General features: G+C 56.2%; 9 protein-coding genes. All 9 read left to right on the forward strand.

All coding sequences use genetic code 11. The features are described from left to right. On the forward strand, positions 1–1,632 hold the full coding sequence (locus tag ACT3T6_RS08045; protein ID WP_193053876.1) for an LTA synthase family protein: 1,632 nt from the start codon (positions 1–3) through the stop codon (positions 1,630–1,632). Further along, positions 1,629–8,978, forward strand: coding sequence for a type I polyketide synthase (locus tag ACT3T6_RS08050; protein ID WP_193053877.1), 7,350 nt, complete (start codon positions 1,629–1,631; stop codon positions 8,976–8,978). The genes ACT3T6_RS08045 and ACT3T6_RS08050 overlap by 4 nt, the downstream gene beginning before the upstream one ends. Then, positions 8,975–10,324 carry an aminotransferase class I/II-fold pyridoxal phosphate-dependent enzyme gene (locus ACT3T6_RS08055; protein WP_193053878.1) on the forward strand — a complete coding sequence of 450 codons (1,350 nt, stop codon included), beginning with the start codon at positions 8,975–8,977 and terminating at the stop codon, positions 10,322–10,324. The genes ACT3T6_RS08050 and ACT3T6_RS08055 overlap by 4 nt, the downstream gene beginning before the upstream one ends. 4 nt (positions 10,325–10,328) lie before the next feature. After that, positions 10,329–10,874 (forward strand): transcription/translation regulatory transformer protein RfaH, encoded by a 546-nt coding sequence (gene rfaH / locus ACT3T6_RS08060; protein ID WP_193053879.1) that lies wholly within the window; start codon positions 10,329–10,331, stop codon positions 10,872–10,874. A 116-nt stretch (positions 10,875–10,990) separates the two neighbouring features. Beyond that, a complete protein-coding gene (locus ACT3T6_RS08065) occupies positions 10,991–12,598 on the forward strand; it encodes a gamma-glutamyltransferase family protein (RefSeq protein WP_193053880.1) in 1,608 nt (535 codons plus the stop codon). 568 nt (positions 12,599–13,166) lie between these two features. Next, positions 13,167–13,433, forward strand: a complete 267-nt coding sequence (locus ACT3T6_RS08070; protein ID WP_287077758.1) for a hypothetical protein — start codon at positions 13,167–13,169, stop codon at positions 13,431–13,433. 152 nt (positions 13,434–13,585) lie between these two features. Next, a complete protein-coding gene (gdhA, locus tag ACT3T6_RS08075) occupies positions 13,586–14,938 on the forward strand; it encodes an NADP-specific glutamate dehydrogenase (protein WP_193053110.1) in 1,353 nt (450 codons plus the stop codon). A gap of 151 nt (positions 14,939–15,089) precedes the next feature. Further along, a complete protein-coding gene (rnk, locus tag ACT3T6_RS08080; protein WP_193053109.1) occupies positions 15,090–15,503 on the forward strand; it encodes a nucleoside diphosphate kinase regulator in 414 nt (137 codons plus the stop codon). Positions 15,504–15,682: 179 nt separating this feature from the next. Beyond that, positions 15,683–16,192 (forward strand): REP-associated tyrosine transposase, encoded by a 510-nt coding sequence (locus ACT3T6_RS08085; RefSeq protein WP_172116192.1) that lies wholly within the window; start codon positions 15,683–15,685, stop codon positions 16,190–16,192. Positions 16,193–16,316 lie beyond the last annotated feature (124 nt).

Here is a 16,316-nt window from a genome sequence, read left to right on the forward strand (position 1 = left end):
ATGACAGCCTCGCTGCCCTTTGCGCTTTTTTGGCCATTGCTGGTTGGAGGGATGGGGACGATCATCTTCGAAGCCCTCCTTAACCCTCGCCCTCAGCCGCTTTGGCGGCGTGGTCTGGCGGCTAACTGCGTCCATGTAGGCAGCTGGCTATTGCTGTTTGGCGCGTTTATTCTGGTGCTTCAGCGGCCCTGGTTTACGGTGGTGTTTATTCTGGCGCTTCAGTTGGTGCTCGTTCAATCCAGCAATACAAAATCTCGCACACTCTGTGAGCCGTTCATCTGCCACGATTTTGAGTACTTTTGGGATGCCATTCTCCACCCCCGCCTTTATGTGCCCTTTTTTGGGACCGGCCTTGCCATAGCCGCCATTGGCGCGGGAGCCGCAGCCATCGGAGCGTTTCTGTACTGGGAGCCTTCGCTTGTATCTCAGTGGGGCGGGCAACGCTTTATCACGCTCTGCGGCTTACTCGTCGCAATAGGTGCGCCGCTTATCGCCTTGGGCTGGCGGGCACTCGCTCCCACCACATTGAACCCGGTAGATGACATAAATCGTTTGGGATTATTTGCAAGCCTATGGGCCTATGGCATCGCCCTTATGCGTTCATCTCCTCCCGCGCCTGAACAATCCCCGTTTTATCTGTTAACCCAAAAGATTGAAGCCAGTCGCCTCACCGCAACATCGAACGTACGTCCTAATGTCGTACTGGTGCAAAGCGAATCCTTTTTCGACCCACGCCCCTGGCACCCTGACATTAGTGACAGCTTATTAAAGAATTTTGATGCTACGCGCTTACAAGCGCAGCTGCATGGCGAGCTGAAGGTGCCCGCATGGGGTGCTAATACCGTGCGTACCGAATGTGCTGTACTTACCGGACTTTCACCGGCCGCGTGGGGCCCGCGCCAATTTAACCCCTATCGCACGCTGTCGCGCCACCCACTGCCAAGCCTGGCCAGTGCATTTAAGGCAGCGGGGTACCGTACGGTATGCGTTCACCCCTACCCCGCCAGCTTTTATATGCGCCATAAAGTGATCCCCCCGTTAGGGTTCGACCAGTTTATCGATCTCACCGGTTTTGAGAGTAGCGACAAGCAAGGCCAGTACATCGGCGACCTGGCCGTTGCACGAAAGGTTGGACGCCTGCTTGAAGATAGCGATAATGGGCCTCTTTTTATATTTGTGATTACCATGGAAAACCATGGGCCGTTGCACCTGGAAGCACCTCACCAGGAAAGCCTTGCGGCTGCACTGCCCACAGCGCCTTGGCCGCTACCTGCACATTTACACGATTTAGCCGTGTACTTGCGCCATCTAGGCGAGGCCGACAAAATGTTGGCTAGCGTTAAAAGCACGCTGGATGAACATAAGCGGCCAGGATTGCTGGGCTGGTATGGTGATCATGTACCTATATTGCCCGAAGCGTATGAGCACTTCTCGTTACCGGCTGGCACGACGCCGTACATGATATGGTCGACGCAGACTAAAGAGTGGTCGAACGACTTTATGCCCGAACAGCATGACACGTGCGCGTTAACCGCCAGTGAACTTGGCGTCCAGCTATTTAAACAAGCGTTTGGACACGATATAAGTAGCGATGTGATCAAGGCAGAACCAGAACCTCAGGAGCAAGAATGACTAGACGCGTTGCCATTATCGGCGCCGCCCATCGTTTCCCCGGCACCACCCCTGAAACGTTCTGGCAGGACCTGCAAGCCGAAAAAGATCTGGTCACCCAAGTGGCCTCTGACCGCTGGAGCCATGAGGCTTTTTTGCACCCCGACAAGCGCCACCCAGGCACCAGCGTTACCTTCGCGGCAGGTAGCCTTGGCGACATCAGCGGGTTTGATGCCGAGTTTTTTGGTATTTCGCCCCGCGAAGCGGCCAATATGGACCCACAGCAGCGCATGCTGCTAGAGCTCGCCTGGGAAGCCATCGAAAGCGCCGGCATCGTCCCCAGCAGCTTACGCGGCAGCCAGTGCGGCGTGTTCCTGGGGGTCGCCAGCCTTGACTACTCGTATCGCATGGCGGATGACATGGCGGCCATTGATGCGTCAACCGCGACGGGTAACACGTCAAGCATTGCCTCCAACCGTCTCTCTTACGTGTTTGACCTACATGGCCCAAGCATGTCGCTGGATACCGCCTGTTCGTCATCCATGGTGGCGTTTCATCAAGCCTGCCAATCCATTCGCAGCGGTGAAACGACCATGGCGCTGGCGGGGGGTATCAGCCTTCATCTGCACCCTTATGGGTTCATTATATTCTCCAAGGCGAGCATGCTTTCGCCAACGGGCCGCTGCCAGGTGTTTGATGATTCAGGCGATGGCTATGTGCGCTCTGAAGGCGCGGGGCTTTTCCTGCTCAAGGATTACGACCAGGCGGTCGCTGACGGCGACAATATTCTCGCGGTGGTCGCTGGCTCGGCGGTGAATACCGATGGCCATAAATCAGGCATTACGGTACCCAACCCCAGCGCACAGATTGACCTAATGCGCCGCGCCTACGAACAGGCAGGCATCAGCCCCGACGAGATCGACTATCTGGAAGCCCACGGCACGGGCACCGCCGTTGGCGACCCAATAGAAACCCGTGCTATTGGTGAAGCCCTGGGCAAGTATCGCCAGGCCCCCCTGCCGATTGGCTCTATAAAAAGTAACGTCGGCCACTTGGAAACGGCGTCAGGGGTCGCGGGGATTGCCAAAGCGCTTTATAGCCTGCAACACCGTGAAGTGCCTGCTACCATCGGCATTCGCAAGCTTAATTCACGCATCAAATTTGATGAATGGAACCTGCATGTCGTTACCAAAGCGCAGCCTCTTAAAAAAGAGGGCCGCTTGGTCATCGGGATTAACTCGTTTGGCTTTGGCGGCGCCAATGCCCACGTTATTTTAGAAAGTGCACCGGAAAAACCGGCAGCAGCTGGCCACACCTCCGCTCATGCATTGCCCATCCGGCTAAGTGCTAAAAGCCAGGACGCACTGACGGATAGCGCTCACTTATTAGCAGAGCATCTCATGGAAGGCAGTGACGCCTTCTACAATGTTGCCCATACACTGTTTAACCACCGTGAACAGCACACCTTTGGCGCACTTTGCTTTGCACAAACGCCAGAAGAAGCCGCAGCGGCGCTGAGCCAATTTGCCAAGGGCGAAGACACCCCGCATGTGATCACGCTGGAACGACTGCCCAATGCACGTGGCCCGGTATTTGTTTATGACGGCAATGGCTGCCAGTGGGAAACCATGGGCCGTGAACTGCTCAATACAGCCCCCGTTTTTGCCGACGCTATTGACCGCGTGGACAGCCTGTTTCAGCAGCACGGCGATTTCTCGCTACGTACTGAGCTTGAGGGGCAGAACGGAGAGAACCGCTTCGAGCTTACCGAAATCGCTCAGCCAGCCCTGTTTGCTCTACAGGTCGCGCTAACAGAATGGCTAAAAGCGCAGGGCATCATGCCTACCGCTGTGTTTGGGCATAGTGTCGGGGAAGTCGCTGCGGCTTGGGCTGCAGGCGCACTCAGTCTTGAAGACGCCGTCAAGGTCATTTATTTCCGCAGTTTTTATCAAGGAAAAACCCGTGGCAAGGGCGAAATGAGCGCCGTCGCCATGAGTGCCGAAGACATAGCGCCATGGCTTGCCAAGCCAGAATTTGACCAGGTTTGCCTCGCGGGTATTAACAGTCCTAAAGGCATCACGCTGGCAGGTAACCGTGATCAATTGGCCGAGCTTGAAGCCGCGTTAAGTGAACAAGGCACTTTCGCCAAACGCCTACCGCTGGACTACGCCTTCCATAGCCCTGCCATGGATAGCATCCAGCAGGGGGTTATTGATGCCCTGGCCGACATTACCCCTTGTAAAACACAGCTGCCCTACTACTCAACGGTTACCGGTGAACTTAGCCTGGGCACTGAGCTTGACGCCACGTATTGGTGGAAAAACATCCGCGAACCGGTCCTGTTTGATAACGCAGCCACCGCGCTGATACAACAGGGTTATAACGTATTTGTAGAAGTTGGCGCGCATCCCATTTTGCGCCGCTACCTCAATGAAACACTACGCCAGCAAGAGCGTAAAGGGCTGGCAATTGGCACCATTGAGCGGCACAAGCCTGGTCTTGAACAACTGCTGCAAAGCGTTGGCCAGTTACTGTTGAGCGGGCTCTCATTTGATATGCGTCATGTGTTCCCCGTGGAAGGCCAACGCACCTTACTGCCCCGCTACCCATGGCAACGCACGCGGCACTGGGTCAACAGCACACAAGACAGCCAAGGACTACTTTCACGCTATTACCAGCATCCTCTACTGGGCTACCCGCTGGCGCAGCAAGAGCACACCTGGGAAAGCCAGTTGGACATTAAACGTCAGCCTTGGCTTGCCGATCACGTGGTGGGTGAAGGCGCGGTGTTCCCCGGTGCCGGGTTTGTTGAGCTAACCCTGGCCGCCGCATTACAGCAAAAAGATACCCCACTTTTGGATATCGAAGAGCTGGAAATTCGTGCCCCCCTCCTGCTGGATGGACCTAATGGTCGTGCTCTGCGCTTAGCGCTCAATTCGGAAGATGGCCGCATCGCCATTCACTCCCGTGAACCAGCCAATGGTCACGAATGGCAGTTAAACGCGGTAGCGCGCAATATGCACGAAAGCCGTGGCTTTCTGCTCAACCGTCGGGCACCTAAACTGCCTTCGCGCGCACCGGACTACACGCTAACGGAACACCTGCAAATGGCCGAGCGCATCGGCCTGCACTATGGGCCTGCCTTCCAGGCAATTAGCCACGGATGGATTGAAGATAACGCCGTCATCGGCGCAATCGATTTATCCAGTGATGTGCAGGCACAGCTAGCGACGCTTCATCTTCATCCCGGCATTCTGGATAGCGCCTTCCAGATGTTTATCCCCTTGCTAGCGCAGCACAGCGAGTTTGCCGCACAGCTTGCTTTCGTGCCTGTTCGGGTTGGTCGTATACAGGTCAACCTCGAAGCGGGTGTGCCGGTACTGGCTCGCGCCGTGATGGGCAAACGCGCACCCCACTCGTTTACCGCAGATTTTGAACTGTACGATGCGAGTGGAAACGCCGTGGCCGTGCTGAGCCAAACACGCTTCAAGGCGATTCGTTTGAACCGCGCGCATCATCAATCGTTTAGCTATCTGGATGTTGAGCTTACCCCAGCGCCGCTTGACGCCAAGCCACTGCCCTTGGCGGCCGACGCCCTAAACCGTTTGGCACAACTAAGCAGCCACTACGCGTCATATACCGGTCAACGCTACGCCCAGGAAGTCGCTCCGTTACTCGATAGCCTAAGCGAAGCATTTACCCAGCATGGCTATGCCATTGAAGGCGACGAGGAAGCACTGGCGCCCGAGGCTATCTGGCAACTGCTGGTGCAGGATTACCCCGACTATTTTGCACCGATTCATCTGGTGGGCCGCTTGGGCTTGCACCGTGATGCACTACTCAACGGCACGACATCGCTTGAGACACTGGGCATTACCACTGAGCTAATGGCAAGGCTAAACCGTGTACTGATCGGCGAATGCGGTTGGCAAGCGCTTGCCACTGAGCTTGGCAGTCTGATTGAAGCCTCACTTTCCCTATTGGGCCAAGGCGAGCGCCTGCAACTGCTTGAAGCGGGCCCCTGCGCGCCTGCGCTGGGCCAGCGACTGCTGGAACAGCTAGCCAATGCGGGCCAGGCAGGCAATCACCATTACCGAGTGATTACCACACATGACAGCGCACGTCACCAGGCTGAACAGCTGCAAGAGCGCTACCCGCTTATTGATGTGCAGTCGCTGGATGATGCGCCACACACGTTAGCAAACGCAGAAAAAGCCCAGCTCGCCTTCATCAGCAGCGATGCCACCCAACCTGCTCGCACGCGCCAGCTGATTGAAGCCTTGCCTGCCCAGATGGCCCCTGGCGCCCACCTTATGGTGATGGGCATTGCCCCCAGCCAGTGGCTAGACGACGTGCTGGCAACGCCAGGCATCGACCAGGCAGCGTTGGAACACAGCACACTAAGCGATTGGCTAAGTGCCCAAGGCTTTATGGTTTCAGCCCCCATCGAGCTTGAAGAGAGCTCGGCGGGCGCTTACCTGCTGCATGCCCAGCTGCCACTGGTATCCGCCGCTTCTCAGGCGGATGAAAGCCTTGCCGACACGCCTTGCCAGTTAATCATCACCGACCCGACTAACGAGGCGCTTGCGGCGCGCTTGGCTAAAGCGCTTACCGCACACCAGGCCAAGGTCCGGGTTGAGCAAAGCGACGACGCACCCGATACGCTATTGCAAAATGCACTCGGCGAATGGGGCGATGCTGCTCAAACGTTGAATGTGATTGACCTACGCGACCTGGGCGGTAACGACACCACCGTGCAAACCTTGCGTTGTTATCGTGCCCAGCAGTGGAGCCTGGCGCTGGAAGCGGCCAAACTCACCTCGGCAACGCTATGGCTTACCACTCAAGGTGTTAGCCTGCTTTGGGACACTCAGCAAGCACACGACAACGTACCCGATGATGCAGCACTTTGGGGCTTTGGCCGCTCGCTTGCCAATGAAGCCGTGGGTCATACGGCCAGCTTGCTGGATATCCCCTATGAGGTTAGCGATGCAGCGTTAAGTACATGGGCTGCATCGCTGACTATCGCGGACAGCGAAAACGAAGTCGTCATCCATGCAGGCGGTGAACGCTTTGCCACCCGCTTGCGCACCTTGCCTGCACCAACACCTCAACAAACCGTTAACACGCCTGCCCGTCAAGCAATGACCCTCGGCTTTGCGCTACCCGGGCAGTTGCGCCAGTTACAGTGGCGCCCACGAGCGTTACCTGCGCTTAAGGCCGATGAGGTTGAGGTCAAGGTAAAAGCTACCGGGCTTAACTTCCGTGACGTGATGTACACGCTCGGCCTGCTTTCTGACGAAGCGATCGAGAACGGCTTTGCGGGGCCCACACTGGGCCTTGAGTTCTCTGGTGAAGTTATTGCCGTGGGCGACAACGTTACTCACGTAGCCCCAGGGCAAGCCATCGTCGGCTTTGGGCCAGCCAGTTTTAGTGACCGGCTGATTGCCAGTCAGCACGCGATAGCGCCTCTTCCAGAAGGCGTGAGTTACGCCGCCGCTGCCACTATCCCGACCACGTTTTTTACCGTGTATTACGCGCTTAAACACTTGGCACGCCTGGAGCCAGGTGAAAAAGTCTTGATTCATGGCGCAGCCGGTGGTGTCGGTATTGCCGCGCTGCAAATTGCCCAATGGCTTGGCGCGGAAATTTACGCCACGGTGGGCTCGGAAGAGAAGCGCGACTTTTTACGACTAATGGGCGTGGAGCACCTTTATGATTCCCGCTCGCTCACCTTTGCCGAAGAAATTCTTGAAGACACTCAGGGCGAAGGTGTCGATATCGTACTGAACTCACTTGCCGGGGAAGCCATCAACCAAAACCTGCGCGCCCTGCGCCCCTTTGGTCGATTCCTGGAGCTGGGTAAACGCGATTTCTACGAGAATACCCACATTGGCCTGCGTCCTTTCCGCAATAACTTAAGCTATTTCGGTATCGACTCTGATCAGCTAATGAAAGTACAGCCTGCGCTGACCCAGCGGTTGTTCGGGGAAATGATGGCGCTGTTTAACGACGGCACCCTCAGCCCGCTACCGTTTACCGCGTTCAGCCATAGCCAGGTCATCGATGCTTTCCGCTATATGCAGCAAGCGCGCCAGATCGGCAAAGTCGTCGTTACCTATGAGCAGCCTATTGCGCCGCCCAGAAACGAAGCGCTGGGCCGTGAAACGCTGAGCCTATCAAACGATGGCAGCTACTTGGTGACCGGCGGCTTGGGCGGGTTCGGCCTTAAAACCGCCCAATGGCTGGTAAGCAAAGGCGCTCGCCAACTGATTCTGCTTAGCCGCAGCGGCCCGGCCAGCGAAGAAGCACAAGCTGCTATTGCGGATTTTAATGCTCAGGGCGTACAGGTAATGGCCGCAGCCTGCGACATTACCAACCGCGATGCACTGGCCAACGTGTTAGCACGCGCCAAGGATGAGCTGGGCCCGCTGCGCGGTATCGTGCATGCCGCCACGGTGATAGATGACAGCTTGATTCGTAACCTGGACGCCGAACGCATTCAAAAGGTGCTAGCGCCCAAAATAGAGGGTGCTCGCCACTTGGATGCGCTAACGCGTAATGAGCACTTGGACTTCTTTATCCTCTACTCGTCAGCGACCACGCTATTTGGCAACCCAGGTCAGGCCAATTACGTGGCCGCCAACCATTGGCTCGAAGCGTTTACCGCTAATCGTCGTGCCGCCGGTCTTCCTGCAACCTGTGTACGCTGGGGTGCCATTGAAGATGTCGGCTTCCTGGCGCGCAACACGCGCACGCGTGACGCGCTGCAAGAGCGTTTAGGCGGTTCTGCCCTTTGTTCAGATGATGCGCTTAACGTGCTTGAGCAGATGCTGGTATCCCCCGGCCCCAGCCTTGGCGTACTGGAGCTTGAATGGGGCGCGCTCGCCCGCTTCTTGCCGACCGCCAATGCGCCACGCTTTAACGAGATTGCCCGTGCCAGCGATGACGACAGTAGCAACGATGCCGATGACGATATCAGCGCTCTGCTTGCCGACCTTTCCCCGGAAGAGTTGCATAGTACGGTCACAGAGCTGCTTCGAGCAGAGCTTGCCAGCATCCTGTTAATTGAAGAGGAAAAGATTGACGTTAATCGCTCGGTCTACGACATGGGTTTTGACTCGCTGATGGGGGTCGAGCTGATGACAGCAATCGAGAACCGCTTGGGTGTTCAGGTGCCGGTAATGATACTTAGCGAAGCCTCAACACTTAACAAGCTGGCGGGTGTGCTGATTCAAAAGCTCCATCAGCATGACGACGATGTTGAAGAAGCACCGCAAGATGCGTTAGCCTCTCTGGCCGCTCGCCACGGGGCAGACGGCTTCACTGAGCCTGCATCAACATCATCGACAACCGAGACACCATGACCGCCAAGCGCTCTGATTTAAAACGGCAACTGTTGGAACAAGCACGTAAACGTACTACGTCACGTACGACGCCACACGCAATGGCCAACGCTGCCAGCTCCTCACCGGGCAACGACTCAACCAGCCCGGTGCCCGAGCGCTTTACACGGTTTGATGCCCACCCAGGCTATCAGCAGCTTGCCATGCTGCGCCAAGGTGCTGAACAGTTGGGGTTAAAAGACCCCTTCTTTAAGGTGCATGAAGGCATTGCCGGAGCAACCAGCGTTATTCAGGGGCAACCGTGCATCAACTTCGCCAGCTACAACTACCTTGGCTATTCGGGTGACCCGCGCGTTAACCAAGCCGCTTGCGAGGCGGTGACGCGTTACGGCAGCTCCGTATCGGCCAGCCGGGTAGTTTCTGGTGAGCGCCCTATTCATCGGGAGCTGGAACACGCCATTGCCAAGGCGTATCAGGTCGATGATGCGGTCGCATTTGTAAGCGGGCATGCCACTAACGTATCAACGCTTGGCTATCTGCTTGGGCCTAAAGACCTCGTGCTACATGACGAGTATATTCACAACAGCTCACTGGTTGGCGCGCAGCTTTCCGGCGCCAAACGCATGTCGTTTTCCCATAACGACCCCGATGCCCTCGATGCCTTGCTTAGCCGCCACCGTCATCAATTTGAACGGGTGATTGTCGTCATCGAAGGGCTTTACAGCATGGATGGCGACATTCCTGATCTGCCTCGCTTTATCGAGCTCAAAAAGCGGCACCAGGTATGGCTGATGGTTGATGAAGCACACTCCTTCGGCGTTATGGGTAATAACGGCTTAGGGCTTCATGAGTACTTTGCCATCGACCCACGTGATGTGGATATCTGGATGGGCACGATGAGCAAAACGCTCTCCGGCTGCGGCGGGTACATTGCGGGCACTAAAGCGCTGGTTGAAACGCTGCGCTACTTTGCGCCCGGTTTCTTGTACAGTGTGGGAATGCCTGCCCAGGTCGCCGCCCCTTCGATCAAAGTGCTAGCGCTTATGCAGCAAGAGCCTGAACGGGTGGAAAAACTTCACTCGATCTCGCGCTACTTCCTGCAGCAAGCCAAAAAACACGGCATGGATACCGGGCACAGCATCGGCGCAGCCGTTGTTCCCATCATTGTGGGCAGTTCACCGTTGGCAGCACACCTCTCTCACACGCTGCTTGAACAGTACCACATCAATGTTCAGCCGATTCTTTACCCAGCCGTACCGGAAAAGAGCGCCCGGCTACGCTTTTTCCTTGCCTATGATCATACTCAGGCACATATCGACCAAACCCTAGAAGCACTCGCTACACTGCTCGCCCAGGCACAGAGCTAACGGCATGGAACCTACTGACCTAGAGCTAACCACTTCCGAGTCCAGCATTGAAGAGCGCGCCCTGCCCAACTGGTACGTTATTCAGTGCAAAGGCAGCGAATCATTCCGCGCGGCCGAACACCTCGCTCACCAGGGTTATGAGGTGTTTCATCCAGTACTGAATGTACAACGCAAGCGCCAGGGCAAGCTTGCCACGGTGAGCGAACCGCTGTTTCCCTATTACCTGTTTATTCGTTTAGACCTGGTTGTCAGCAATTGGCGCCCCATTCGCTCTACCCGTGGTGTATTACGCCTGCTGACGTTTGGCAATACGCCCATTAGCGTGCCCAATACACTGGTGGAGACGCTTCGCGCCCAACCTCACCGCTCAGAAGGGAGCCATACCTATTTCTGCGCAGGCGAAAAAGTCACCATTACTGACGGCCCCTTTAAAGACCTTGACGCTATATTCGAGCGCTGCAAGGGCGAAGAGCGCGCCATTGTGTTGCTGAATGTACTCCAGCGCCCGCAACACCTTAACGTGCCGATTGAACTGTTGCGTAAGCCCTGAAAGGTGAGCCCCCCAACGGTTCGAATCAAAAGGCTATCAGAAGACGTTCATAAGATTATCCTGCTAATGTTGAGCCCTACAGTGGCCTGCTTGGCATATCGCACAAGGATAATTCAATGAACCTCGACCCTCATTACTACCCGGCCGCCTCCCGACGCATGGTGACGTTGGGTAAGCGCGGCATGGTCGCCACCTCCCAAACGCTTGCCGCCCAAGTGGGTGCCGATATTCTGCGTAATGGCGGCAACGCGATTGACGCGGCTATTGCGACAGCCGCCGCACTTACCGTGGTTGAACCCACCTCCAACGGTATTGGCAGCGATGCATTTGCCCTGGTATGGGTGAAGGATACATTACACGGCCTTAATGCCAGCGGCAGAGCCCCAATGGGGATTAGTATTGACGCCGTACGAGAGCTTGGCCTGGATGCAATGCCCGCCCACGGACTAACCCCAGTGACCGTACCCGGCGCCCCCGCTGCCTGGGCCACGCTTTCTGAGCGCTTTGGCAAGCTTCCCCTTGCGACACTGTTGGCCCCGGCGATTACCCTGGCCGAAGAGGGCTTTGCAGTTTCTCCCGTGGTGAGTCAGCTATGGCACAAAGCCTTCACCCGTTACAAGCAGTACAACCGCCCTGAGTTTGCCCCCTGGTTTGAACACTTTGCGCCACACGGCCATGCCCCAAAAGCGGGCGACATTTGGCATTCACCCGACATGGCCAACACGCTACGCGCGATAGCTGAAAGCGGCGCCAATGCGTTCTACGAAGGCGAGCTAGCCGATGCCATGGATGCTTTTTCGCGCCAGCATGGGGGCTTTCTACGTAAGGAAGATCTTGCAGCCTTTAGACCTGAATGGGTTGACCCAATTAGCATTCGTTATCGCGGTCATGATATCTGGGAAATTCCGCCCAACGGCAGCGGTTTAATCGCGCTACAGGCACTCGGCATGCTGGAAGCACTGGGCGATGAGCCACGCGATGCGGTTGAATCGCTGCATCGTCGCATCGAAGCGACCAAGCTGGGTTATGTGGATGGGCTGCGTTATATCACCGAGCGTGAAGATATGACACCAAGCGTCGAACAGATGCTCTCACCGGCCTACTTGGCACAGCGCAGTAAGCTGATCGGAAACGAAGCCATTGACCCCGTACACGGCAATCCACTTCTGGGCGGCACGGTATACCTCGCCACTGCGGATGACGAAGGCAATATGGTCTCGTTTATCCAAAGCAACTTTGAAGGCTTCGGTTCAGGTATTGTCGTGCCAGGCACCGGTATCAGCCTGCAAAACCGGGGCTGGTCATTCTCGCTTAACGAAGAAGACGCCAACGTATTGCGCCCCGGCAAGCGCACCTACCACACCATTATCCCCGGCTTTATCACCAAGGATAATCAAGTGGTCGGCCCCTTCGGCGTTATGGGCGGTTACATGCAGCCTCAAGGCCACGTACAGGTAGTTACCAGCCTACTGGAAGACAGGCTCAACCCACAGGCGGCACTGGACCTACCGCGCTGGAAATGGGTAGCAGGCAAAAACGTTGAGGTGGAACCCAGCTTTCCCGACCACCTCGCCCAAGCATTAGAACGGCGCGGGCATCACATTGTCAGGACGAACGATGCGCTAACCTTTGGCCGCGGGCAAATCATCCTCCGCAACGCCGCCACCGGCACATTCCAGGGCGGCACCGAACCCCGCACAGATGGCGCCGTCCTGCCCGTATAGCGCCGATAAACGCCATTACCGCGCCCGCACGATAACAAATGCCGTGCCCGGCGTGCGTCACATCGAGATGTGATGAACCATCGCCACAATAACAATGCCGAGCCCCATGGTTGAGCCACGCCACCTCAACATGGCAATTGTAGCGCGTGGTAACGCAGGCGAGGAACGAGCCTGCGGCACCCGCGAAAGGCGGCGCCAGCCGCCCGGATGTGCCGCCTTGGCCCAGAGCCGCACCCAACCCTAACCCCGGCAGCGCAGGGCGCTGCTTTTGCGCCGGGCCGCCGCTGCGGGTGCGCTTCGCTTACCGCGCACTACGGTTGAAGCACTCCGCATTGATATGCGCAGAATTGTAGCGCGCGGTAACGCAGGCGAGGAACGAGCCTGCGGCACCCGCGAAAGGCGGCGCCAGCCGCCCGGATGCGCCGCCTTGGCCCGGAGCCGCACCCAACACCAACCCCGGCAGCGCGGTGCGCTGCTTTTGCGCCGGGCCGCGCCGCTGCGGGTGCGCTTCGCTTACACCGCACTACGGTTACAGCACTCTGCATCGATATACGCAGAATTGTAGCGCGTGGTAACGCAGGCGAGAAACGAGCCTGCGGCACCCGCGAAAGGCGGCGCCAGCCGCCCGGATGTGCCGCCTTGGCCTAGAGCCGCACCCAACCCTAACCCCGGCAGCGCAGGGCGCTGCTTTTGCGCCGGGCCGCCGCTGCGGGTGCGCTTCGCTTACACCGCACTACGATTGAGCCTCACCAACATGGCGATGATGGCTGGCGATATGCACCGCATTACGTTTAAATACCGTTTAACTGACTTTGTTAACATTCTGCTTTTCTAAGCAAAACACTGCGACTTTGGTCTAAATTCCACTATTTTTTTACCCATTCCGAAACGACATAGGGTATGCAAGAAAGCGCATCCCTCGTTTAATGTCCCTCAAATAGCTGACCAGCTAACAACGTCTTTAGTAATTACACATGGTATTTTTTCATGCCCTACGTTCACGATACGCTGTCCCGTTTAAAGCTTAGCAGTCCCGCTCAGGTTGAATTTTATCAAGCGGCAGAAGAAGTATTAGAGTGTTTGCGTCCTCTGTTTGAGCGCCAGCCGCACTACCTACAGCACAGCATTATTGAACGTATGGTCGAACCAGAGCGCCAAATCATGTTCCGCGTTTGCTGGTTAGATGATGCTGGCCGCGTACAGGTCAACAAAGGCTATCGTATTCAGTTCAACTCAGCCCTTGGGCCCTACAAAGGCGGCTTACGCTTTCACCCAAGCGTTACGGCAGGCACCATCAAGTTTTTAGGGTTTGAGCAGATTTTCAAAAATGCCTTAACCGGACTGCCTATCGGCGGCGGCAAAGGTGGCTCTGACTTCGACCCGAAGGGTAAGTCAGACAACGAAATCATGCGTTTTTGCCAAGCCTTCATGTCAGAGCTTTACCGCCACATCGGCCCTACCCGCGATGTACCGGCTGGCGACATTGGGGTTGGCGCGCGTGAAATCGGCTATATGTATGGGCAGTACAAACGCCTGACAGGTCGCTATGAAGGCGTATTAACCGGCAAAGGCCTAAATTGGGGCGGCTCGCTTGGTCGTAAAGAAGCCACCGGATACGGCGCTGTTTACTTCGCGCAAAACATGCTGGCGGCCCGCGGCGAGACCCTGGGAGGCAAAACCTGCCTGGTATCTGGCGCGGGGAACGTGTCCATTTACACCATCGAAAAACTGTATGAGCTGGGCGCCACCCCCATCACCTGTAGCGACTCACGCGGCACAGTCCACGATCCAAAGGGTATCGACCTTGGGCTTCTTAAGCAGCTTAAAGAAGTCAAACGGGTATCGCTTGAAGAGTACCTAAGCGAGCATCCTGACGCGCACTACATTAGCGCACGGGATTATCCGCAAGGTGGGCATGCGGTTTGGCACATTCAGGCAGACGCCGCTTTCCCCTGTGCCACCCAAAACGAGCTAACCGAGCTTGATGCCAAAACGCTCCTCGCCAATCAGATTACCTGCGTGAGCGAAGGCGCCAACATGCCTTCGACCACCGAGGCTGTTGACTGCTTCCTGGCCGCTAAAATTGCCTATGGCCCAGGTAAAGCCGCTAATGCCGGCGGCGTGGCGACAAGCCAACTGGAGATGGCGCAGAACAGCAGCATGGAGCAGTGGCCCTTGGAAAAAGTTGACCAAAAACTCAAAGAGATAATGGCCAATATTTTCCAGCAGTGCGCCACCACGGCGGAAGAGTTTGGCGACCCCACCAACCTGGTACTGGGCGCTAATATTGCCGGGTTCAGAAAGGTGGCGGATGCCATGATTGAGCAAGGAGTAATGTAATCGCCTTCCTCTGCTAGATCGCTTACACTGGTCATGGCGAACAGTCCTCCCTTTTCAGGGAGGACTGTTTTTATTGACAGCTATAAAATCGTTTATTTACTGTTAAATAAAATTATCCGATTGATTTCATTGCTTTCCAAGGAGAGTGACCATGGGACAACGTCCTCCCATTACTATTAACCGTCTTGATGCAGAGCGCTTGCAGCGCTTGATTGATAACGCTACGGATAAGGAACTTGCCGTGGCCACGCTGCTTGAGGAAGAGCTATCCCGCGGGGAAGTGATTGATCCTCAGGAAATCCCCGACAACGTGGTCAGCATGAACAGCCAAATCCGCTTCACTGACTTAACCCGTGGGCGCCAAATGGTGCGTACACTGGTTTACCCACATGCACTCAGCACGGTTGAGGACGGCATTTCGGTAATGGCACCCATTGGCGCGGGCCTTATCGGCCTTAAAGTAGGCGATATTATTGATTGGCCTTTACCCAATAACTCCGAAGTCCGCCTGCGTATCGACGCCATCTTGTGGCAGCCCGAACGCGAACAGCAGCACCATCGTTAAACGCTCTTACCGCCTTTTGGCACCATCGCGGGCGCGCCAAAGCCCTGCCGCGCACTACATTCAAACCTTGTAATGTGGCGTTAGCGCACCCGCGAGCAAAATGCCCTCAAGATGACATACACCTCATAAGCCATTAACCTTACCTCGTAATATTTATAATATTTTAAAGGAAGGCAGTAATGGCAATTTATCGGCGAGCCTACGTGCCCGGAGGCAGCTATTTCTTTACGGTCGTGACCCATTCACGCCAGCCGCTACTCGCCGATCAACTCAATATTAATGCGCTTGGGAGAGCTTTTCGTCGAGTACGCGAGGAGCAACCTTTTGTGATGGAGGCATTTGTACTTCTCCCCGACCACCTTCACTGCCTTTGGACCCTCCCGGAAGATGATTCTGATTACTCTTCTCGTTGGAGAGATATCAAAAAGTATGCATCGAAAGATTTCCTCCTTCCCCCTGGAAACCCAAACGCTTGGCAACGAGGCTTTTGGGAGCACGTTATTCGGGACGAAAACGACTGGCAGCAGCATATCGATTACATTCACTATAACCCGGTGAAACACGGCTGGAGCAGAGCACCTCGCGATTGGAAGTGGTCAAGCTTCCATCAATACGTAAAAAAAGGGTGGTACGAAAGCGATTGGGGTTCAGAACGCATTCCCGACGTTTCCACAATGGACTGGGAATAACAGCCCATGAGCAGCATCTATAGCCGCATCCAACCCCGGCAGCGCGGTGCGCTGCTTTGCGCCGGGCCGCCGCTGCGGGTGCGCTACGCTTACACCGCACTACGGTTGAAGCATGCGCAGAATC

The sequence above is a fragment of the Halomonas sp. 72 genome (assembly GCF_052379785.1).
In the GTDB taxonomy this organism is placed as follows: domain Bacteria; phylum Pseudomonadota; class Gammaproteobacteria; order Pseudomonadales; family Halomonadaceae; genus Vreelandella; species Vreelandella citrativorans.